Origin of the sequence: Mesorhizobium sp. B2-5-7 (assembly GCF_006440875.1) — a bacterium.
GTDB classification, from domain to species: domain Bacteria; phylum Pseudomonadota; class Alphaproteobacteria; order Rhizobiales; family Rhizobiaceae; genus Mesorhizobium; species Mesorhizobium australicum.
In genome coordinates this window covers 872,085-891,188 of the sequence record NZ_VFUO01000001.1, presented here as the reverse complement: position 1 = coordinate 891,188, position 19,104 = coordinate 872,085, and the positions used below count along the sequence as shown (strand labels likewise).

The following is a 19,104-nucleotide window of genomic DNA, read 5'->3' as shown; positions in this document are numbered from 1 at the left end:
ACGGCCCGGATTAACGGGCCGCTTTAAATAATTATCCACAGGTTGCTGATCTACGCGATTAATCGTTGCCATTCTTGCTTATAGTTGTCGTTTGAAACCAAAAGATAATCGCACCATTGCTGCATAAGTTGTTTGCGGCGTTCAAATGCATCGCCGCGACGGTACGCGGCAACGGTCTTGTCTTTAATGGTGTGAGCAAGAGCGGCTTCGGCGATTGTGTCCGGATGCAACGTGGTTTCGCTGCACCAGTCGCGGAATGCGCTTCGGAAACCGTGAACGGTCAATCCGTCTCGCATTCCGCGCAGCATTTCGAGCATTGCCATGTTGGACAACGGTTGATTGCGCTTCGCGCCGGGAAAGACGTATGGATTGCCGGCGAAGCGGTGCAAACCTTTCAACAGGGTGATTGCGGCGCTCGACAATGGAACGCGATGTTCAACGCCAGCTTTCATCCGGATGGCTGGTATGGTCCAAGTTGCGTTGTCGAGGTCGAATTCATCCCATGTCGCGTTCAACGTCTCTGAAGTGCGGGTTGCGCAAAGAATTGTCAGGGTCAGCGCCTTTGCCGAATAATCGGTTTTCTCGCGAAGCTCCGTGACGAACGCCGGAACGTCCGCAAAAGCCATCGCTGCGAAATTGCCCTTGAACTGCTTTCCCTTTTTGCCAAGCCAATGCTGCAAACCATCCTCCCATTTTGCGGGGTTGTGGTGGTCCTTCCATAAAGCCTTGATTTCAGGGTTGGCGCTCCCGAGTGCCTTGGACTTCGCAGCGGCAATGATCGTTTCGATACGCATCCGGACGCGCGATGCGGTTTCCGGGACGGCATCCCACAACGGCAATTTCTTGCCCCGCCGAATGTGCGATTGCTGCAATACTGACAACACGTCATCAACGCTGATTTCATGTGGTAGCGCGCGGCCGATCTTGGGGTAAACGTATTGGGTGAGCGTGTTTTCCCACTGCTGGCGGTGCTTCTCGTTTTTCCAATCGCTTTCATGCTGTGCAATGTAGTCGCGGGCGAAAGTTTCGAACGTGTCACCGGAAGTGCTTTTTGAACGGTTGGCGGTTGCCTCGCGCATTGCAAGCGGATCGACCCCGGCCTTAATGCGGTCGCGATATTCGAGCGCGACCATTTCTAGCTCTTTCAGCTTGCGATCTGTGATCGGGTCGGAATGCTGTTCGAGCGTCATGACGCGGCGCTTGGCATTGACGGTGTAGCGGATAACCCATGACGCCGTTCCGTTCTTGGCGAGCGCGAAGCACAAGCCGTTGCCGTGCGACCAGAGATTGGGTTTGCCTGCCTTAACGCGGTTGCGGAGTTCGCGGTTAAGAGTGTCGATTTTGGTTGCCATTGCGGAGTGGTCCTTTGGTTAGTTGGCCGTTGCCGTGCTAACCGAAAGGAGCCGTCCGACAGATCAGTTGAATAGCTACGATTAAGCAAAATCTGGCTATATCAACACGTTGGCTACTAGCGACTAATCACGACTAAGCCAACTTAAGGTCACTCCCTCCGCCATAACGTCTATGAATCAGATAGGGACCCCACCGCTATCCCCAGCCCGCTTGGCTGCGGTGGTGCCGCAACATCTTCACCAAATCATCCGCGGGTGCCATGGTCGAGTTCGAGACGGGCATCTGGGGCCGCCGATTTGAGAGCCGATAAGGGGTGACTGCAAGGGCCGTAAAGCGTCTCGTAGTTACCATTCACGATGATTTTGGGCATGGTGGGCACAGGGAACCGGTAGCTATCCACCGCGTTCTCTCGGCATGCTCAAGAAAATCGCCTTTGCCGCCGTGCTTGTTCAAGTTGCAGCCTTGTCAGCCCTCCTGACGCAGACATTCCTCCTTGCATCCACGCCTACCCAAGCGGCCAGTGTGCAAGGCGAGCCCGTGGTGGCCGTTACGGCATCGGAATGCGCCAAGGCGACATGGCCTAATATTCCCGTTCAGTGCCTTGAGAGGGTTGAGGCGAGAGCGCAATAAAACTGGAGAAACGCAAGCCGGCGGGCCGCCTCCGACACACGGAATTGTTCCATTGCGTCCAAGGCGATCATTGCCATCGTCGAAAGCTACAGATTACTGCTGACGCCCGACCGGCGAAACTGTCACGATTAACGAATCATTGACCGCGCTGTCCTATTCTGAGACAGCGCGGTCAAATCCCAACCGGACTGCGCAGGCGGCTCCGGCAACCCAGCCCCCGCCGCACTGTCGGAGCCGCCACCATAAATGGAATACCAGCAATGGTTGAATCAACCGTTACTGCAGTTGTTGCAACTAGAACGAACGATTCCACTGTTCCGCATCATTCCACCTAGCGCGCCCGGTTCAAAAAACCGCAGGACGTCATAGGAGCCAAAAAAAGCCCGCCGGCGGAGCCAGCCCGCTCAGCGTGACAAACAGGAGACTGATAGCGAATCCGTTTCGATTTATGCTCTGAGCATGGAATGCGCCTTCGATGACATCGCCAGCGCCCACACAGCCCGCAAACGGCAAACGGCAATGGGAAGCGCTATAGCAGCGAGTCTTGCTCTAGCTCCCTCTCGCAAGGCATGGGCCGTGCCACAGCCGGCTGACGCTCTACAGAAGAGCCGAGCAGTCTATCTGATCGCGCATCGAGGCTAGATCGTCGCGAACGAGCCATTCCGAGTAAGCCCTCAGTCGCCTGAGGCCAGCGGTCTTGGCGTCTCGCTCGGTTCGCTCGGTTTCCAGCGTTGCTGACGCTGGGAGCCACGCGATGCATTTAGGCTTCGGATGATACCGAAGTGATCCGACAATTTGATCCTTCACCGGCCATTCCCCTCATACGCCCTGTGAAGCTTTCACATGTGGCGGGGTAAGTCGTCCGTCATTGTGATGATGTCACGGCCAACTGCTATGCGTTAGCAATCGCTTGTTCCCTCTGGACTATCGCCGTGCCGACCGCGTTGTTTCCCGGCTGGTTCCAATGGCGGCACCTCCCAGCTGCGCGGGTGCAAAAAAGCCTTCGGCCGGGGCAGGAGGCAGTTCAAAGGGGCGAACCGATAACAGGGAAGCGGACCAGTTCCGAACCTTCATGACCGGCAAATATCTTTCAACCCACCCAGCAAAAGGCCCGCCAGCTGGGAACCGGCGGGCAAGTTCTGGAGTGCTGGGATCAACCAGCATAGGTCAACGATGGGCCGCGAAGTTGGTTGCGGGGGCGACCCAACCGTAGACGGCTATTTCGACTCCACGCCCGGCTCAGGCTGAATGTCGATCGTGTCGCCATCTCCATGCACGGCATCACGGTCCCAGTCATTGGTCTTGTCAGGTGTTTTGGCAACCGCTTTTCGGGTGTCCCTTCCTCGGTCCTTGCGGGGTTCTGGACCTGGCAGTTCGCGTGATGACTTCGGCTCCACATGCGCCTCCTGTTCTCTACCAAAACAAAATCGGGGGGCTCGGGTTCCAACAAAGCAAAGCCCGCCGCCTCCGGGAGGAGCGCAGCGGGCCATTCGGCTAGGAGTTGAGGGGGACATCTCCACGCTGCCAAAACAACAGATCGGCAGCGGATTGGTTCCCTGATGACGGGACCGTGAGATAGCGTGTTAGCCCAACAGCCGCCGCAACCGCTCCGCCCCGGCAAACGATGGGCGTTTGCTATTTGGCTTTTAGCCGGAGACATGTCAGCCAGATTTCTTGGCTCGGTCGCTTTTCGCTGCGCGTTCGTCTGGTGGCCCCGACGCTTGGTGCAACCCGACCGTCTCCCGCCGTTTGAATGATGCCGTTTCTGGAAGCTGGCGTATTAACGGTCAAGCTGGCGGGTAATCATCCCAACCCAACACCGCTGGTCAGGCCCGGCGGCGTCCCACCCCTCCTCGCCGGGCCGCCCGCATGTTGCACAAAGGCGAAGGTCGCCACCTTGCTCAGTCGGACTGCTGTGTACGCTCCGCGATGGCAAACGCCTGCAGGTTCCTGGCCTTGCCGATGTCCCGGTCGGCGTTCGCGATGATCGAAAAGAAGGCTGCTCTGGCGATATCCTTCTTGGAGGCCTTGGGGTGCGCTTTCTGGGCAGCCTTGACGAGCTGCTTGGGAGACATGTCGGGCGTGACGATCCTCATGAGGGTATCGCCGATCGCACTCATTTCGCTTGCATCCATGATGGGCGTCCCTGCGCTGACCGCAATGCCACAATAGCAAGGACAACTCGCGACCGACAATATGGTTCTGAAATGAAAAACCCCGCCGGCAGGGACCGGAGGGGTTAGTCCTGGGAGGACGCGCGTTGCGCTGCGTTCGACAAGCGCGCATTGTCCAGATATCGCGCGGTTGCGACACCGATGTGACACAAGGACAGATGGCTGCGTACGCCCTTCGCAAGGACGATCGATACGCGTCTCGCGGTCTTGCGACATCGGTGGCGATCACATGCCGGCCATAAGCATTATCGGAGATCCCTTCAGCCTTTGGAAAGGGAGATGTGGTTCTGCTGAGGAGTTGAAGCGCTGGCGGCGTGCCGGCGACAGGCTGGGCGATAGATGGACATCTTTGGCATCAAGGCGCTTTTGATCTGTGCGCTGATCTTCATTCCGTTCGAACATCTGTTTGCCGAGCAGCCGCAGAAGGTCCTCCGCAAAGGCTTGGATGTCGATCTGATTTATGTGCTGTTCAACACCTTCGTCATAAAGGCAGCCATGGCCATGATGGCGCTCGGCACCCTCGAAGCCGCCGCGATCCTTGTCCCGCAATCGGTAACGCGGGCCGTCAGCGGCCAGCCCATCTGGCTGCAGGTTGCGGAAATGATCCTGATCACCGATATCGGCGTCTATTGGGCGCATCGGGCCTTCCATAAAATCCCCGCTCTCTGGAAATTCCATGCGATACACCATGGCATTGAGGATCTGGACTGGCTCGGCGCTTTCCATTCCCACCCGGTCGACGCGATCGTCACAAAGGCAATATCGTTGACGCCGATCTACCTCCTTGGCTTCTCCGGCGCCTCGCTCGCCGTCTTTTCGCTTATCTACTTCGGCCACACGATGCTTGTTCATTCAAACCTGCGGATTGCGTTCGGCCCCTTCAAGTGGTTGATCGCCAGCCCGCAGTTCCATCGCTGGCACCATGCCAACCAGCGCACAGCCTACGACAAGAACTTCGCCGGCCAATTGCCGTTCCTCGACGTGATATTCGGCACCTACAATGCCACCGGCAACAAGCTGCCCGAGAAATACGGCGTCGATGATCCCATCCCCTCCAGCTATTTCGGCCAGCTCGGCTATCCGTTCTTGCCTCACAGGAAGCCGTCGAAACGGGCAGCGCCGAGCGTCGAAGCAGGCTGGTTGCCGGACACGCCGGGCATCGAGCATGTCGACAGATGAGTTCGGGGCCACGGTGCCGAGGCCTTTCATGGCGAATCGGCTAAGCCTCGAGGCATGAACGAGACCTCACTCTACGCGCCGGTGAAGCGCTTCCTCGAAAACCTCGACTTCGTCGTGAAAGGGGAAATCGGCGGTTGCGACATCGTCGCGCTGCGCGAGGGAGAGCCGCCGATCGTCGTCATCTGCGAGCTGAAGCTGCAGTTCAATCTCGAACTGGTTCTGCAGGGCGTCGACCGTGCGGCTGCTTGCGATGAAGTTTGGCTGGCAGCGCGCATGTCGGCGCGGGGCAAGGGGCGCGAAAGCGATGCCAGGTTCCGCAATCTCTGCCGTCGGCTTGGCTTCGGCCTGCTCGCGGTGACCGCCAATGACAGGGTCGAAGTGCTTCTCAGTCCGGTCGCCCAGGCACCGCGCAAAAATGCGCGACGGCGTTCTCGCCTTGTCGATGAGCATCAGCGCCGCCGCGGCGATCCTGTCGCTGGCGGCGGATCGCGCACTCCGATCATGACCGCCTACCGGCAGAGCGCCCTCGCCTGCGCCGCCGCGCTTGCGGACGGCCCCAAACGGCCGCGCGATCTGAAAGCCTTGACGTCGATCGCGCCGAAGATTCTTCAGCACAATGTCTATGGCTGGTTCGCAAGGGTCGAGCGTGGTCTCTATGATCTCACGGATGCCGGCCGAGCTTCGCTGGTTCGTTGGCCGCAGGTCGCGCACGATGAAGCCCGACACGAGATTTTGATTGCGCCGGACCTCTGAATGCCGGGGTTTGCCGAGCATGAACCGCCGCTATTGGTTGATTTTTCAGAGAAAACATGTTGCTTGTCCCGCCCATGAAGACACTCTGCATGATGGCCATTGCGTCCCTGACGCTGGCCTTTCCGGCCAGTGCGATGGACAACGCTTTGCGCGCCGGGCTGATGAAACTTGATCCGCAAACCCGCCTCGAACAGCGTTGCGATGCCGAAATCCTGGACCGGATCACCCACGATGATCGCAAGTTCAAGGCCGACCGCGTCGTCGCTTACGCCTTCGCGACGCCGGAGATGAGCGCCGACGCAATCCGGAGTCCCGGTGCGGCGTTCCGCAGCAAGGGGCAATGGTACCGGCTCAAATTCAAATGCCAGACGGGACCGGACCATATGGAAGTTCTCCAGCTCCGCTATCGGATCGGGGACGAGATTCCGGAAGCCGACTGGGCGAAATACAATCTCTACGATTAGGTTCTCGCGGGCTTGCGCCCGCCTCCGGCTTGTGCCGGCGGCTGTCGAGAACCTCCCGCAATTCCACCGCCACGAAAATGGTTTTCCAGCGTTGCCCGTTGCCGCGACTTGACGCCAGCGGACCATGCCTTTAGGCCCGTTCGGACGATCGACGACGAACACTCGACGAAGGGCTTCCAGGTCGATGGAAATATTTACCGCCGCGGGCTTTTCGGCTCTCCTTCAGGTCATCGCCATCGACCTTGCGCTCGCGGGCGACAATGCCATCGTTATCGGCCTTGCCGCTGCCGGCCTGCCGGCCAGCCAGCGCCAGCGAGCCATTCTTGTCGGCATCGCGGCGGCCACCGTTCTTCGCATTTTCTTCGCCCTGATCACGCAATGGCTGCTGACCATTGGTCCCATGCTGCTTATCGGCGGCGGCCTGCTTTTGCTGTGGGTTTGCTGGAAGATGTGGCGCGAATTGCGTGTCAGCCACGACGATGAGCGCGACGCCACCGAAGCGCTGTCGAACGGCGACTTCGACAAGGATGGCGTCGTTGGCGGCAAGGGGCCGAGCAAAACCTTCTCGCAGGCCGCCTGGCAGATCGTCATTGCCGACGTCTCGATGTCGCTCGACAATGTCCTGGCCGTCGCGGGAGCGGCTATGAACCATCCGACGGTGCTGATTGTCGGACTGGCGCTGTCGATCGCGTTGATGGGCTTTGCGGCGTCGTTCGTCGCGCGCTTGCTGCACAAATACCGCTGGATTGCCTATATCGGCCTGGTCATCATTCTCTATGTCGCGGTCAAGATGCTGCTGGACGGAGCCGTGCAGCAATTCCCCGATCATTTCGATTTCCTGTCACCCTGGTTCGGGTCAAGCGGGCACTGACGCACATGCCGGGCCGCAGGGCTCCGTTTGCCTGATTGAGCAAGCCGTGCTATTGCGCCGCCCAAATTGAGCTCCTGCCAGGAGCCATGCCAACCGTCATATGTTGAGACTGCGGGCCGGATCGGTGTTTCCGGTTCGCGTCCATTGGAAAATTGCCCATGTCCGCCCCACGCGTCAGCTTCGTCAGTCTCGGATGTCCCAAAGCCCTTGTCGATTCCGAGCGCATCATCACGCGTCTGCGGGCCGAGGGCTACGAGATCGCCCGCAAGCATGACGGCGCCGATCTCGTTGTCGTCAACACCTGTGGCTTTCTCGACTCCGCCCGCGACGAGTCGCTCAACGCCATTGGCTCGGCACTGTCGGAAAACGGCAGGGTCATCGTCACCGGCTGTCTGGGCGCCGAGCCGGACGTGATCCGCGAGAAGCACCCCAACGTGCTGGCGATCACCGGTCCGCAGGCCTATGAGAGCGTGATGGCCGCCGTCCATGAGGCAGCCCCTCCCGCACACGATCCCTACATCGACCTGCTGCCGCCGCAAGGCGTCAAGCTGACGCCGCGCCATTACGCCTATTTGAAGATTTCGGAAGGCTGCAACAACCGTTGCACCTTCTGCATCATTCCGGCACTGCGCGGCGATCTCGTCTCACGGCCGGCCGCCGATGTGCTGCGCGAAGCCGAGAAACTGGCCAAGGCCGGCGTCAAGGAACTGCTCGTCATCTCACAGGATACCAGCGCCTACGGCATCGACATCAAGTACCAGACGTCCATGTTCGGCGACCGCGAAGTGCGGGCGAAATTCCTCGATCTCTCGGCGGAATTGGGCAAGCTCGGCATCTGGGTGCGCATGCATTATGTCTACCCCTATCCGCATGTCGCAGACGTCATCCCGCTGATGGCCGAAGGAAAAATCCTTCCCTACCTGGACATCCCCTTCCAGCATGCCTCGCCACAGGTGCTGAAGAACATGCGCCGGCCCGCCCATGGCGAAAAGACGCTGGAGCGCATTCGCGGCTGGCGCGACGTGTGCCCGGATCTCGCCATCCGCTCGACCTTCATCGTCGGCTTCCCCGGCGAAACGGATGACGACTTCGAGATGCTGCTCGATTGGCTGGATGAAGCGAAAATCGATCGCGCCGGCTGCTTCAAATACGAGCCGGTCAGAGGCGCCCGCTCCAACGAGCTCGGGCTTGAGCAGGTGCCGCAGGAGATCAAGGAAGCGCGCTGGCATCGTTTCATGCAGCGCCAGCAGAAGATCTCGGCGACACAGCTTGCCAAGAAGGTCGGCAAGCGTCTGCCGGTGCTGATCGACGAAGCGCACGGCACCTCGTCAAAGGGCCGCACCAAATATGATGCGCCCGAGATCGATGGTTCGGTCCACATCCAGTCGCGCCGGCCGATGCGCGCCGGCGACATCGTCACCGTCAAGATCGAGCGCGCCGACGCTTACGATCTCTACGGCTCGGCTGTCTGAGCCTTCCGTCAAGTTCACCATCCAAATGAAAAAGGGCGCCTCGCGGCGCCCTTCCCTATAGAGACGTGGCGTGCTGCCTATTGCGGCAGCTTGTCGTCGACGCCCTTGACGTAGAAATTCATGCCGAGCAGCGTGCCGTCGTCGGCGACCTCGCCGTCCTTCAGCCATGCCGAGCCGTCCTGCTTGGCGATCGGCCCGGTGAAGGGATTCCAGCCTCCGGCGATCTTCTTTTCGGTCGCTTCGGCCATCGCCTTCACGTCGTCGGGCATGTTGGTGTAGGGCGCGAGCTTGACCGCGCCGTCCTTGATGCCGAGCCAGACATTGTCCGGCTTCCAGGTGCCGTCGATGGCCGCCTGCACGCGGCTGATATAGTACGGACCCCATTCGTCCGTCAGCGAGGTCAGCTGCGCGTGGGGCGCGAACTTGATCATGTCGGACGACTGGCCGAAGCCGTGCAGCTTGCGCTCCTCGGCCACCTGCAGGGCCGCGGTCGAGTCGGTGTGCTGGACGATGATGTCGGCGCCCTGGTCGAACAGCGCCTTGGCGGCGTCGGCTTCCTTACCCGGATCGAACCACGAATTGACCCAGACGATCTTGGCCTTGAAGTTCGGATTGATCGACTGCGCGCCGAGCATGAAGGAGTTGATCCCCATCACCACTTCCGGGATCGGGAAGGAGACGATGTAGCCGGCGACGCCGGACTTCGATTCCTTGGCGGCGATCTGGCCGAGCACATAGCGGCCTTCATAGAAGCGGGCATTGTAGATGCCGAGATTGTCCCCGGTCTTGTAGCCGGTGGCGTGCTCGAACATCACCTTGGGAAACTTCTTGGCGACCTTCACTTCGGCGTCCATGAAGCCGAACGAGGTGCCGAAGATGATCTTGCAGCCTTCGCGCGCCAGGCGCTCGAAAGCGCGGTCGGCATCGGGGCCTTCGGAGACGTTTTCCAGGTAAGCAGTCTCGACCTTGTCGCCGAGCGCCTTCTCCACCTCGAGGCGGCCCTGGTCGTGCTGGTAGGAATAGCCGAAATCGCCGATCGGGCCGGTGTAGACCCAGCAGGCCTTCAACTTGTCGGCGGCCTCCGCGGACGCGGCCAGCGACAAAGCCGCTGTCGTTGTCATCAGGGCAATAAGCAGTTTTTTCATTGTGTTACCTCTCTGAGTTAAGCCTTGGAGCTTCCCGTCTTGTTCTTGTTGTCAACGATCCGGAACGAATGGCTGCCCCAGGGATGCCGGCGTGTTCATCATCGTCAGACGCTTGTTGCGCGAGATTAGAACGAGAACCACGACGGTTGCCAGATAGGGCAGAGAAGAAAGCATCTGCGAGGGCACTGGAATGCCAAAAGCCTGTGCATGAAGCTGGCCGATCCACACCGCGCCGAAGATGTAGGCGCCGGCCAGTACCCGCCATGGCCGCCAGGACGCGAACACCACCAGTGCGAGCGCGATCCAGCCTCGGCCGGCGGACATGTTCTCGACCCACTGTGGCGTATAGACGAGCGACAGATGCCCGCCGGCAAGACCGGCGCAGGCACCGCCGAAGATGACCGAGAGATAGCGGTAACGAATGACCTTGATGCCGAGCGCATGCGCCGAGGCATGGCTGTCGCCGATCGAGCGCAGCGTGAGGCCGGTACGCGTCTTGAACAGGAACCACATCACCGCCGCCGTCAGGGCGATCGAAATGTAGAAGATCGGATCCTGGCCAAAAAGAAGCCTGCCCACGACCGGTATGGAACTGAGGCCGGGAATATCGAGATTGGGCAGCCTGACGCCGGGCTGGCCGACGAAGCTTGTTCCCATCATGCCGGAAAGGCCGAGACCAAGCAGCGTCAGTGACAGGCCTGTTGCCACCTGGTTGGTGGCCAGCGACAGCGTCATCACGGCAAAAAGCAAGGAGAACAGCGCGCCCACGACAATCGCCGCCAGAAGGCCGATCCAGGGCGATCCCGTCAGATAGCCGGCCCCGAAGCCGCCGACGGCGCCCATGACCATCATGCCTTCGACACCGAGGTTGAGCACGCCGGAACGTTCGACCACCAGTTCGCCTATCGCCGCGATCAAAAGCGGCGTCGCCGCCGTGGCGATGGTCAGGAGGATGTTGACGGTGATGTCCATCAGCGGGCTTCCTTCAACTTTGGTGCGGCCTCGAGCTTCGCGGGCGTTTCCTGTTTCGTCAGCGCCAGACCGATCAAGCGGATGCGGTAATGAATGAGCGTGTCGCAGCCGAGCACGAAGAACAGCAGCATGCCCTGGAACACCCTCGCCACCTTGTCGGAAATGCCGAGTGCGCTTTGCACGGCCTCGCCGCCGAGATAGGTCAGGGCCAGCACCAGGCCCGCGGCGACGATGCCGAGCGGATTGAGGCGGCCGAGGAACGCCACGATGATGGCCGTGAAGCCATAGCCGGGCGAAATCACGGGCTGAAGTTGCCCGATGGCGCCGGAAACTTCGGAGATGCCGGCAAGGCCGGCCAGCGCTCCCGATAGCAGGAAGGCAAAGAACACCATCCGGTTGAGGCCGAAGCCGGCGAAGCGCCCTGCCCTTGGGCTGGAGCCCAGCACGCGGACCTCGAAGCCCTTGAGCATGCGGCCCATCAGGATCCAGATCAGCACCGCGGCCACCAGGGCGAACACAAACCCCCAATTGGCGCGCCCGGCATCGGGCATCAGTTCCGGCAGTACGGCCGCGTCGCCGAACTGGATCGTCTGCGGAAAGCCGTGGCCCTGCGGATCGCGCCAAGGGCCGCGCACCAGCCAGTCGAGGAACAACTGCGCGACATAGACCAGCATCAGGCTGGTCAGGATCTCGTTGGTATTGAACCGGGTCTTCAGCAAGGCCGGGATCGCCGCGTAGGCCGCACCGCCGACCATGCCGAGCAGAAGCATCAGCGGCAGCACCAACGGGCCTTCGAATTGCGGGAACAGCACGGGAATGATGGAGCCGAAGATTGCCCCGAAGATGAACTGGCCCTCGGCGCCGATGTTCCAGATGTTGGCCTTGTAGCAGACCGACAGGCCGACAGCGATCAGGATCAGCGGCGCTGCCTTGATCGCCAGCTCATGCAACTGCCAGACCTGGCTGATCGGCTCGATGAAATAGATCTGGAAGGCATTCAGCGGGTTGACGCCGAGCATAGCGAACAGAACCGCGCCGGCAATGATCGTCAGCCCGAAGGCGATGAATGGCGACAGCATCGAAAACAGCGCCGAGCGCTGCGGGCGTTTGACGAGTTCGAGGCGCATCATGCCGTCTCCAGCGTATGTTCGGCGTGGCCGGGCTCGGCGCCGCCCATCAGCAAGCCGACCTTCTCGAAAGTCGCTTCGGCGATCGGCATCGGCCTGGACAATTCGCCATTGTGCATGACGGCAATCGCGTCCGATATTTCGAACAGCTCGTCGAGATCCTGGCTGATCACCAGCACTGCTGATCCGCTGCGAGAGAGCTCGATCAGGGCCTGACGGATGTGCGCTGCGGCTCCGGCGTCGACACCCCAGGTCGGCTGGTTCACCACCATCACGCTTGGCCGGCGGTCGAGTTCGCGGCCGACGATGAATTTTTGCAGATTGCCGCCCGAAAGTGCTGCCGCTTCAGGATCCGGGGCGCTCTTGCGCACATCCATCGCCTCGATGATGCGCTGCGAGGCGGCATAGACGGCGCCGCTCTTGACCATCCCGCCGCTGCCGACAAAAGCCTTGCCGTCCGTGGCATGGCGCGACAGCAGGAGGTTTTCCGAGAGCTTCATGCGCGGCGCGGCGCCATGGCCGAGACGCTCCTCCGGCACGAACGCGGCCCCCAACAGGCGCCGCCCGGTGATGGTGAGGCTGCCGGCGTTCTTGCCGCGGATGCGCACTGAGGCGGCATCCTGCTGCAAAACCTCGCCGGAGACGGATTCGAAGAACTCGCCTTGGCCGTTGCCGGCGACACCGGCAATGCCGATCACCTCGCCAGCGCGGACATTGAGGCTGATGTTCTTGAGCGGAATGGAAAACGGCGTTGCCGGCTTGCGGTTGAGGTTGAGGATTTCGAGCAGCGGCTGCGCGGTTTCGATCCCCTCGACCGGCGCCCGCACCACAGCCTGCACTTCGTTGCCGACCATCATGCGGGCGAGCGATGAGGCTGTCTCCTCGCGCGGGTTGCAGTGACCGACCACCTTGCCGTGCCGCAACACCGTGGCGCGGTCGCAGATGCGTTTGACCTCTTCAAGCCGGTGCGAAATGTAGAGGATCGATTTGCCTTCCGCGCGCAAGCGCTCCAGCGTCTCGAACAGCTTGTCCGCCTCCTGCGGCGTCAGCACCGATGTCGGCTCGTCCAGGATGATGAGCTGCGGCGTCTGCAGCAGGCAGCGGATGATCTCGATGCGCTGGCGCTCGCCGACGGACAGATCGCCGACCAGCGATTCCGGATCGAGCGGCAGGCCGTAGCTGTAGGAAAGCGCCCTCGCCTTGGCCGCGATGCTGCCGATCGGCGAGCCGTCATCCAGCGACAGCGCGATGTTCTCGGCGGCCGTCAGGGCTTCGAACAGGGAAAAATGCTGGAAAACCATGCCGATGCCGAGCTTTTTGGCAACGCCTGGGCTGGTGATCCGCACTGCCTGGCCGTTCCAGAAAATCTCGCCGGAATTGGGTTCCAGCGAGCCGAACAGCATCTTGACCAGCGTCGATTTGCCGGCGCCGTTCTCGCCGAGCAAAGCGTGGATTTCACCTTTGGCGATGTTGAGATCGATATGATCGCACGCTGTCAGCGTGCCGAATATCTTGGTCAGGCCACGAACCTCGAGCAGGTTCGCCCCATCATGATTTGCACTCACAGTGCCTCCCATCCGGATTACCGGACATGTTCTGTGTTCCCGCAAGCATCGTATGCGCGGCCGGCTCTCGTGCGAAAGCAGCACCCAACTTGAAAGAGCTTCAAGAATTTCAGCGGAAACTCAAGGGCAAAGATCAGCCTTCCTTCGCACAAGCATATGGCGGGCCGGCTTTTCGGGCAAACCATGCTCGCGGCTGCGGCAGCGCGCTGAAAACCCAGGCAGATTGCCGTCAGGGAACCAGGATGGTCGTACCTGTCGTTCTGCGGCCTTCAAGGTCCGCATGTGCCTTGCCGGCATCTTTCAGCGCATAGCGCTGATTGATCTTGATCTCGACGGCGCCGCTGAGCACGACCTCGAACAGTGCGGCGGCGGAGGCATCGAGGTCCTCACGTCTGGCATTGTAGACGAACAGCGTCGGCCTGGTTGCGAACAGCGAGCCCTTCTGCGCCAGCAGCGACATCGAGAACGGCGGGATGGGTCCCGAGGACTGGCCGAAGCTGACGAACATGCCGAGCGGCTTCAGGCAGTCGAGCGAGGCCGGAAATGTGTCGTTACCCACCGAATCGTAGACGACATCGCACTTCTTGCCGCCGGTGATGGCGGCTACGCCGGCGACGAAATCCTGCTCCTTGTAGTTGATGACATGGTCGAAGCCGTGCGCCTTGGCGAGTTCGATCTTGTCGGTGGAACTGGCGGTGCCGATGACCGTCGCGCCGAGATGCTTCGCCCATTGGCCGAGGATCAGGCCGACCCCGCCGGCCGCGGCATGAAACAGGATGGTGTCGCCCGCCTTCACCTTGAAGGTGCGGCGCAGAAGATATTCCGCGGTCATGCCTTTCAGCATCATGGCGGCGGCCTGCTCGTCGCTGATGCCGTCCGGTACCTTGACGACCTTGCTGGCATCGATGACGCGCTCTTGCGCGTAAGCGCCGGTCGTCACGGCATAGGCAATCCGGTCGCCCGACTTCAGCCAGTCGATGCCCCCGCCGACTTCCAGCACCACGCCGGCGGCTTCGCTGCCCGGAACGAGCGGAAATCCGCCGGGCGGCGGATAAAGACCCGAGCGATGATAGACGTCGATGAAATTGAGACCGATCGCGGTATGCCTGATCAGGATCTGCCCCGAACCCGGCTGGCCAGGATCGGTGTCCTCATGGATCAGGACTTCCGGACCGCCATTGGCGTGGATGCGGATGGCTTTGGACATGGAGAGGATTCCTTGAAGAGCGGCTGGTCAGGCCTTTTTGGCGCCGAGGTTCGGAAAGAACTGCATGAGGCCACCAATGGTTGCGAGATAGAGCCCGGTAACGGTGATTCCGATCTTGGTGAAAGTGCCGACTTGCTCGCCCAGCACGCCGATCTGGTCGTAGAAAGCGGCGAGTGCGGCCTGCGCAAGCGCGAGCGCGCCGAAAGCACACCACAACAGCGTCATGCCGAGATTGATCGGCCGCAGCCGCCTCACCCGCACCGGATGGATGAAGTTTATCGGGACAAAGGTCAGAATGCCGGCCACCACCACCACCGCGAACGAGACCCATTGTCCCGGTTCGATGACAAACAGCGTGAACACCACCATGTTCCAGACCACCGGGAATCCCTTGAAGAAATTCTCCTTCGTCTTCATGCCGGTGTCGGCATAGTAGATCGCGCTGGAGACGACGATGATCGCCGCCGAAAGGAACGACAGGCCCTCGCCCATGAAGCCCCGTTGGTAGAGCGCGAAGGCCGGGATCAGCACGTAGGTCACGTAGTCGATGATGTTGTCGAGGAGTTCGCCGGACCAGGTCGGCAGGATTTCCTTGACCTCCAGCTTTCGGGCGATCGGCCCGTCGATGCCATCGACGAACAGCGCCAGGCCTAGCCACCAGAACATGGCCGTCCAGCGCTCCTCGCTCGCCGCCACCAGCGACAGGAAAGCCAGGAACGAACCGGAGGCGGTCAGCAGATGCACCGAAAACGCACGCGCCTGCGGCCAGGTGACCTTCTTCTTCGGCCGCGGAATTCGGTCGGTGATCTTTCCGGCGATCTTGCGGGCTTTTGTGTTCTTGCTCACGGGCCCCGCCAATCAAGCTTGCAGATCTCGGCCGATCGGCCGGCGAAATTCCAGTTGCGGCCAAAGGCGCGCATCTTGCTCTTGTCGGACCTCGCCACGATGATCTCCGGCGCGATCCAGTATTCCGAATTCGTGATCACCGTATCCTTGTCGCGGTCCTTGCCCGCGATTGGCGTGACCGCCCCGTCGATGATCTTCGGAATCTGGAAGATACGCGTCTTGTCCCGTGTCTCGTAGGTGATCGGCACCTGTTCGACGCCCAGGAATTTGCCGACGAGGATCGAGAGCAGCGACGTGGTCCCGCCGGCCTTGCCGGTGAAGATCCTGGTCAACGCCTTGACCGCGTAAACCGAGGCTCTGATGTCGATGAACAGGCCCGCGGTCCAATTGCCGCGGCTCATGTAACCGGGGATTTCCATGATCAGCCCAAGGTTGAGGCCGGAGAGGTCGACTTCGCCGAAGTGACCCGCATCGATACGGAAACCCGCCCATGTCTGGCAATAGCCTTCTGTTGGTGGGTGACTGCCGAGCGACAAGACGCAAGGGCAAAAAACCGTGCAATTGCAGGAGAGTACGAGCTCTCCTTTCATTGCCCAGCCCGGGTCAGTCATCGAATTCCCCCCAATCACAGTGAGACTACTAGCAGCACGGCTGCCCAGACAAGCAGTATCGCACCGGCCAGCCGGGTTGGAAGACTGCCCATCGTTTGTTTTTCAATTAGGGTGAACACGCCGATCAGCGCCATCCAGAAGACGTTCATGACGCCGACGGCGAACATCACCAGCATCAATGCCCAGCAGCATCCCAGGCACCAGATACCTTGCACGATGCCCAGCCGAAAGATGCGGAAGGTCTCGGCACTCCAGTTTGAAAACAAGGTCGAGAATGGGTTCCGGCATTTCGTCAGGCAGGCCTCCTTGAGGCCGCTGAACTGGTAGAGGCCGGCAACCAGCAAGGCCAGCCCACCAGCAACGCCAAGCACCGGATCGAATACCCCCGCGGACGCGGCGACTGCGTGGACGGCAAGTGTCAGTGCCGCAAACAGCAGCGATGCGGCGAGCCAGGCGCAGAGATAGCCGGCAACCAGCACCAGCGGATGGACGACCGGCGCCCGCTTGATCCGCGCCGTATCGGCGATCTCGCAATAGGTGCGGATCATCGGTGCCGCCGACGGCAGCATCGCGGCGATCGCCATCAGGAACCACATGAGGATGAGTGCCAAAGCACGCGGGCCGATGCTTGCGTCCAGCGGCGCTGGCGAAAGGCAAAGAACGAAAAAATGGTCCAGGAAATCGGGCAGCGGCAGCTGTGGCAGGTTGCGCAGGAGAGCGTCACCCGGCGCGCTGATCCGCGCCTCGGCGCCGCGTATCGCCATCGCGGCAAGCAGCAGCCAGGCCAACGCGATGCTTGCACAGACGACGACGTTGACCGTCAAACGCGGGTCGCGCGCGACATTTGCCGTGGCGCGGCCGGCGCGGTCGAGATGGCTGAAGTCGTCCTGTTGGCCGGTCATGACATCCGAATGGGCCGAATCGCCGCGTTGATCAAGCCGCATGATCTGCCCTATATGCCTGTTTGGACTGGCAGGTCTGGTGGCCGCCTCTCAACTGCAGACCGGAAGCCGATCTTGGAGCATCAGCAAACAGCGCGGATACTGATTGCGGGCACGGGGCCGGCGGGGTTGATCGCCGCGCTTGCCTTCGCCGATGCCGGCTTTCCGGTGACGATTGCCGGGCCGGAAAGCTCGGCTCCCGACGGTCGCACCACGGCGCTCATGACGCCTGCCCTGAAGGTGCTCGAACGGCTGGGCGTGATCGAGGACATCAGGCCCAAGGGCGCGCCGTTGAAGGTGATGCGCATTGTCGATGCGACCGGCCGGCTGATCCGCAGCCCCGTCGTCACCTTCCGCGCCAGCGAGATCGGCGAGGAACAGTTCGGCCTGAACCTGCCCAACGGCGTCCTTGGCCCGGCGCTTGCCAGCAAGGTGGCCGCGCATTCCGGGATCGAGTGGCGCAGATCCATGGTGAAGGCATGGCATCTCGGCGCCGGCAAAGCGCATGCCACGCTGGCTGATGGCAGCGAGATCGATGCGTCCCTTGCGGTCGCCGCCGACGGCCGCCTGTCGCCGGCCCGCGAGGCCGCGGGCATCTCGACGGCGGCGCGCGCCTACCCTCAGGCGGCGCTTGTCCTCAATTTCGGCCACAACCGCGAACATGGCTTCACCTCGACGGAATTCCATACAGAGACCGGCCCGTTCACGCAGGTTCCACTGCCGGGCAATCGCTCCAGCCTTGTCTGGGTGGTCAAGCCAGAGACCGCCAAGGAGCTTGCCGCTTTGGACGATGCAACGCTCTCGCTCCGCGTCGAGCAAAAGATGCAATCGATGCTGGGCCGGGTATCCGTCGAGCCGGGTCGCCAGATTTATCCATTGTCGACGGTGACCCCCCTGCGTTTCGCGGCGCGACGGGTGGCGCTTGTCGGTGAGGCGGCGCACGTGTTCCCGCCGATCGGCGCGCAAGGCCTCAACCTAGGCATCAGGGATATTGACGATCTGGTTGGAATCGCGCGTGAAAATCGTGAGGATCCGGGGGCTGTTGCGGCCCTTGCTGCATACGATTTCAAGCGCCGGCCCGATATTCTGGCGCGCAGCAGCGCAGTCAATCTGCTCAACATGTCGCTGCTTTCGGACATGTTGCCGGCGCAGATGGCGCGTGGCGTTGGCCTGGGTGTACTTGGCGGCTTTACGCCGCTGCGCGCCTTCTTCATGCGGGAAGGGCTTCGCCCGGGCAGCGGCTTTGCGGCAGTTGCGGGCGGCCTTCGGAAGCCGGCTCGGCAGCGGTAGCGATTTTGCGGACTTTGCCGCGGTATCGCGACGTTCATCAAAACCTTTGTTGCGCATACCGCGTATCTTGAAGGCGCTCAGACGCTCGGGATTGAATTGATGCGGAGTCTGCGCCAAATAAAGCCAAGGAATTCAGTGGTGAGTGCGATGAAAACGGCCAAATTCGCGATCGGACAGGTGGTTCGCCACCGGCTGTTCCCGTTCCGAGGCATCATTTTCGACGTCGATCCGCAATTCGCCAACACCGACGAATGGTACGAGGCCATCCCCGCCGACGTACGGCCGCGCAAGGACCAACCATTCTACCACCTGCTCGCCGAGAATTCGGAAACCGAATACATCGCCTATGTGTCCGAGCAGAATTTGCTCGAGGACCAATCGGGAGAACCTGTCCGCCATCCGCAAATCAAGGAAATGTTCGACAAGAAGCCGGATGGGCGCTATGCGCCGAAACGGCAGTCCAGGCACTGACTTCCGGCATGCTGAGTATGGCCAGAAATGAAA

The 19,104-nt window shown here is 61.1% G+C and carries 17 protein-coding genes; 7 read left to right on the top strand and 10 right to left on the bottom strand.

Annotated features, from left to right (window positions below):
• Positions 1–50: 50 nt before the first annotated feature.
• The gene (locus FJ543_RS04315) at positions 51–1,352 is read right to left on the bottom strand and encodes a site-specific integrase (protein WP_140873914.1); all 1,302 of its coding nucleotides are present in this window, start codon (positions 1,350–1,352) and stop codon (positions 51–53) included.
• Between the two features lie 2,532 nt (positions 1,353–3,884).
• A complete protein-coding gene (locus tag FJ543_RS04305) occupies positions 3,885–4,118 on the bottom strand; it encodes a hypothetical protein (protein WP_015317897.1) in 234 nt (77 codons plus the stop codon).
• Between the two features lie 378 nt (positions 4,119–4,496).
• On the opposite strand from FJ543_RS04305, the gene FJ543_RS04300 reads away from it, so the two are divergent.
• The 5 genes from FJ543_RS04300 (at position 4,497) to rimO (ending at position 8,896) form a co-directional block, all read left to right on the top strand.
• Positions 4,497–5,336: a sterol desaturase family protein gene (locus tag FJ543_RS04300; RefSeq protein WP_140873912.1), complete on the top strand. Its 840-nt coding sequence runs from the start codon at positions 4,497–4,499 to the stop codon at positions 5,334–5,336.
• 54 nt (positions 5,337–5,390) lie between these two features.
• Positions 5,391–6,089: a DUF2161 family putative PD-(D/E)XK-type phosphodiesterase gene (locus tag FJ543_RS04295; protein ID WP_015317895.1), complete on the top strand. Its 699-nt coding sequence runs from the start codon at positions 5,391–5,393 to the stop codon at positions 6,087–6,089.
• Positions 6,090–6,145: 56 nt separating this feature from the next.
• The gene (locus tag FJ543_RS04290; RefSeq protein ID WP_041163455.1) at positions 6,146–6,553 is read left to right on the top strand and encodes a DUF930 domain-containing protein; all 408 of its coding nucleotides are present in this window, start codon (positions 6,146–6,148) and stop codon (positions 6,551–6,553) included.
• A gap of 184 nt (positions 6,554–6,737) precedes the next feature.
• Complete coding sequence (locus FJ543_RS04285) at positions 6,738–7,424, top strand: TerC family protein (protein WP_140873910.1); 687 nt, start codon at positions 6,738–6,740, stop codon at positions 7,422–7,424.
• Between the two features lie 158 nt (positions 7,425–7,582).
• Positions 7,583–8,896 carry a 30S ribosomal protein S12 methylthiotransferase RimO gene (rimO, locus tag FJ543_RS04280; protein WP_140873908.1) on the top strand — a complete coding sequence of 438 codons (1,314 nt, stop codon included), beginning with the start codon at positions 7,583–7,585 and terminating at the stop codon, positions 8,894–8,896.
• 77 nt (positions 8,897–8,973) lie between these two features.
• On the opposite strand, the gene FJ543_RS04275 is transcribed toward rimO, so the two are convergent.
• The 8 genes from FJ543_RS04275 to FJ543_RS04240 all read right to left on the bottom strand — a co-directional run bounded on the left by FJ543_RS04275 (position 8,974) and on the right by FJ543_RS04240 (position 17,313).
• A complete protein-coding gene (locus FJ543_RS04275; RefSeq protein ID WP_140873907.1) occupies positions 8,974–10,041 on the bottom strand; it encodes a BMP family ABC transporter substrate-binding protein in 1,068 nt (355 codons plus the stop codon).
• A gap of 51 nt (positions 10,042–10,092) precedes the next feature.
• Positions 10,093–11,013: an ABC transporter permease gene (locus tag FJ543_RS04270; RefSeq protein WP_015317890.1), complete on the bottom strand. Its 921-nt coding sequence runs from the start codon at positions 11,011–11,013 to the stop codon at positions 10,093–10,095.
• Positions 11,013–12,143 (bottom strand): ABC transporter permease, encoded by a 1,131-nt coding sequence (locus FJ543_RS04265; protein WP_140873905.1) that lies wholly within the window; start codon positions 12,141–12,143, stop codon positions 11,013–11,015. The genes FJ543_RS04270 and FJ543_RS04265 overlap by 1 nt, the downstream gene beginning before the upstream one ends.
• A complete protein-coding gene (locus FJ543_RS04260; protein ID WP_041163454.1) occupies positions 12,140–13,717 on the bottom strand; it encodes an ABC transporter ATP-binding protein in 1,578 nt (525 codons plus the stop codon). The genes FJ543_RS04265 and FJ543_RS04260 overlap by 4 nt, the downstream gene beginning before the upstream one ends.
• Before the next feature lie 217 nt (positions 13,718–13,934).
• Positions 13,935–14,912, bottom strand: a complete 978-nt coding sequence (locus FJ543_RS04255; RefSeq protein WP_140619646.1) for a quinone oxidoreductase — start codon at positions 14,910–14,912, stop codon at positions 13,935–13,937.
• Positions 14,913–14,939: 27 nt separating this feature from the next.
• Positions 14,940–15,758 carry a phosphatidylcholine synthase gene (gene pcsA / locus FJ543_RS04250; protein ID WP_181173904.1) on the bottom strand — a complete coding sequence of 273 codons (819 nt, stop codon included), beginning with the start codon at positions 15,756–15,758 and terminating at the stop codon, positions 14,940–14,942.
• Positions 15,755–16,369 (bottom strand): DUF1326 domain-containing protein, encoded by a 615-nt coding sequence (locus tag FJ543_RS04245; protein ID WP_023795157.1) that lies wholly within the window; start codon positions 16,367–16,369, stop codon positions 15,755–15,757. Before FJ543_RS04245 ends, pcsA begins: the two co-directional genes overlap by 4 nt.
• A 14-nt stretch (positions 16,370–16,383) precedes the next feature.
• Entirely contained in the window at positions 16,384–17,313 is a 930-nt protein-coding gene (locus FJ543_RS04240; RefSeq protein ID WP_140619648.1) for a DUF2182 domain-containing protein, read from the bottom strand.
• A gap of 72 nt (positions 17,314–17,385) precedes the next feature.
• Between FJ543_RS04240 and FJ543_RS04235 the strand changes: the two genes are divergently transcribed.
• Both FJ543_RS04235 and hspQ read left to right on the top strand, forming a co-directional pair.
• Positions 17,386–18,600 carry a UbiH/UbiF family hydroxylase gene (locus FJ543_RS04235; protein WP_140873903.1) on the top strand — a complete coding sequence of 405 codons (1,215 nt, stop codon included), beginning with the start codon at positions 17,386–17,388 and terminating at the stop codon, positions 18,598–18,600.
• A 147-nt stretch (positions 18,601–18,747) separates the two neighbouring features.
• Positions 18,748–19,071, top strand: coding sequence for a heat shock protein HspQ (gene hspQ, locus FJ543_RS04230; RefSeq protein WP_027142695.1), 324 nt, complete (start codon positions 18,748–18,750; stop codon positions 19,069–19,071).
• Positions 19,072–19,104 lie beyond the last annotated feature (33 nt).

Bases quoted from the DNA above. Each gene is read 5' to 3' on its own strand.
- FJ543_RS04315 (WP_140873914.1), bottom strand. From the start codon at position 1,352: ATGGCAACCAAAATCGACACTCTTAACCGCGAACTCCGCAACCGCGTT.
- FJ543_RS04305 (WP_015317897.1), bottom strand. From the start codon at position 4,118: ATGGATGCAAGCGAAATGAGTGCGATCGGCGATACCCTCATGAGGATC.
- FJ543_RS04300 (WP_140873912.1), top strand. From the start codon at position 4,497: ATGGACATCTTTGGCATCAAGGCGCTTTTGATCTGTGCGCTGATCTTC.
- FJ543_RS04295 (WP_015317895.1), top strand. From the start codon at position 5,391: ATGAACGAGACCTCACTCTACGCGCCGGTGAAGCGCTTCCTCGAAAAC.
- FJ543_RS04290 (WP_041163455.1), top strand. From the start codon at position 6,146: ATGTTGCTTGTCCCGCCCATGAAGACACTCTGCATGATGGCCATTGCG.
- FJ543_RS04285 (WP_140873910.1), top strand. From the start codon at position 6,738: ATGGAAATATTTACCGCCGCGGGCTTTTCGGCTCTCCTTCAGGTCATC.
- rimO (WP_140873908.1), top strand. From the start codon at position 7,583: ATGTCCGCCCCACGCGTCAGCTTCGTCAGTCTCGGATGTCCCAAAGCC.
- FJ543_RS04275 (WP_140873907.1), bottom strand. From the start codon at position 10,041: ATGAAAAAACTGCTTATTGCCCTGATGACAACGACAGCGGCTTTGTCG.
- FJ543_RS04270 (WP_015317890.1), bottom strand. From the start codon at position 11,013: ATGGACATCACCGTCAACATCCTCCTGACCATCGCCACGGCGGCGACG.
- FJ543_RS04265 (WP_140873905.1), bottom strand. From the start codon at position 12,143: ATGATGCGCCTCGAACTCGTCAAACGCCCGCAGCGCTCGGCGCTGTTT.
- FJ543_RS04260 (WP_041163454.1), bottom strand. From the start codon at position 13,717: ATGGGAGGCACTGTGAGTGCAAATCATGATGGGGCGAACCTGCTCGAG.
- FJ543_RS04255 (WP_140619646.1), bottom strand. From the start codon at position 14,912: ATGTCCAAAGCCATCCGCATCCACGCCAATGGCGGTCCGGAAGTCCTG.
- FJ543_RS04245 (WP_023795157.1), bottom strand. From the start codon at position 16,369: ATGACTGACCCGGGCTGGGCAATGAAAGGAGAGCTCGTACTCTCCTGC.
- FJ543_RS04240 (WP_140619648.1), bottom strand. From the start codon at position 17,313: ATGCGGCTTGATCAACGCGGCGATTCGGCCCATTCGGATGTCATGACC.
- hspQ (WP_027142695.1), top strand. From the start codon at position 18,748: ATGAAAACGGCCAAATTCGCGATCGGACAGGTGGTTCGCCACCGGCTG.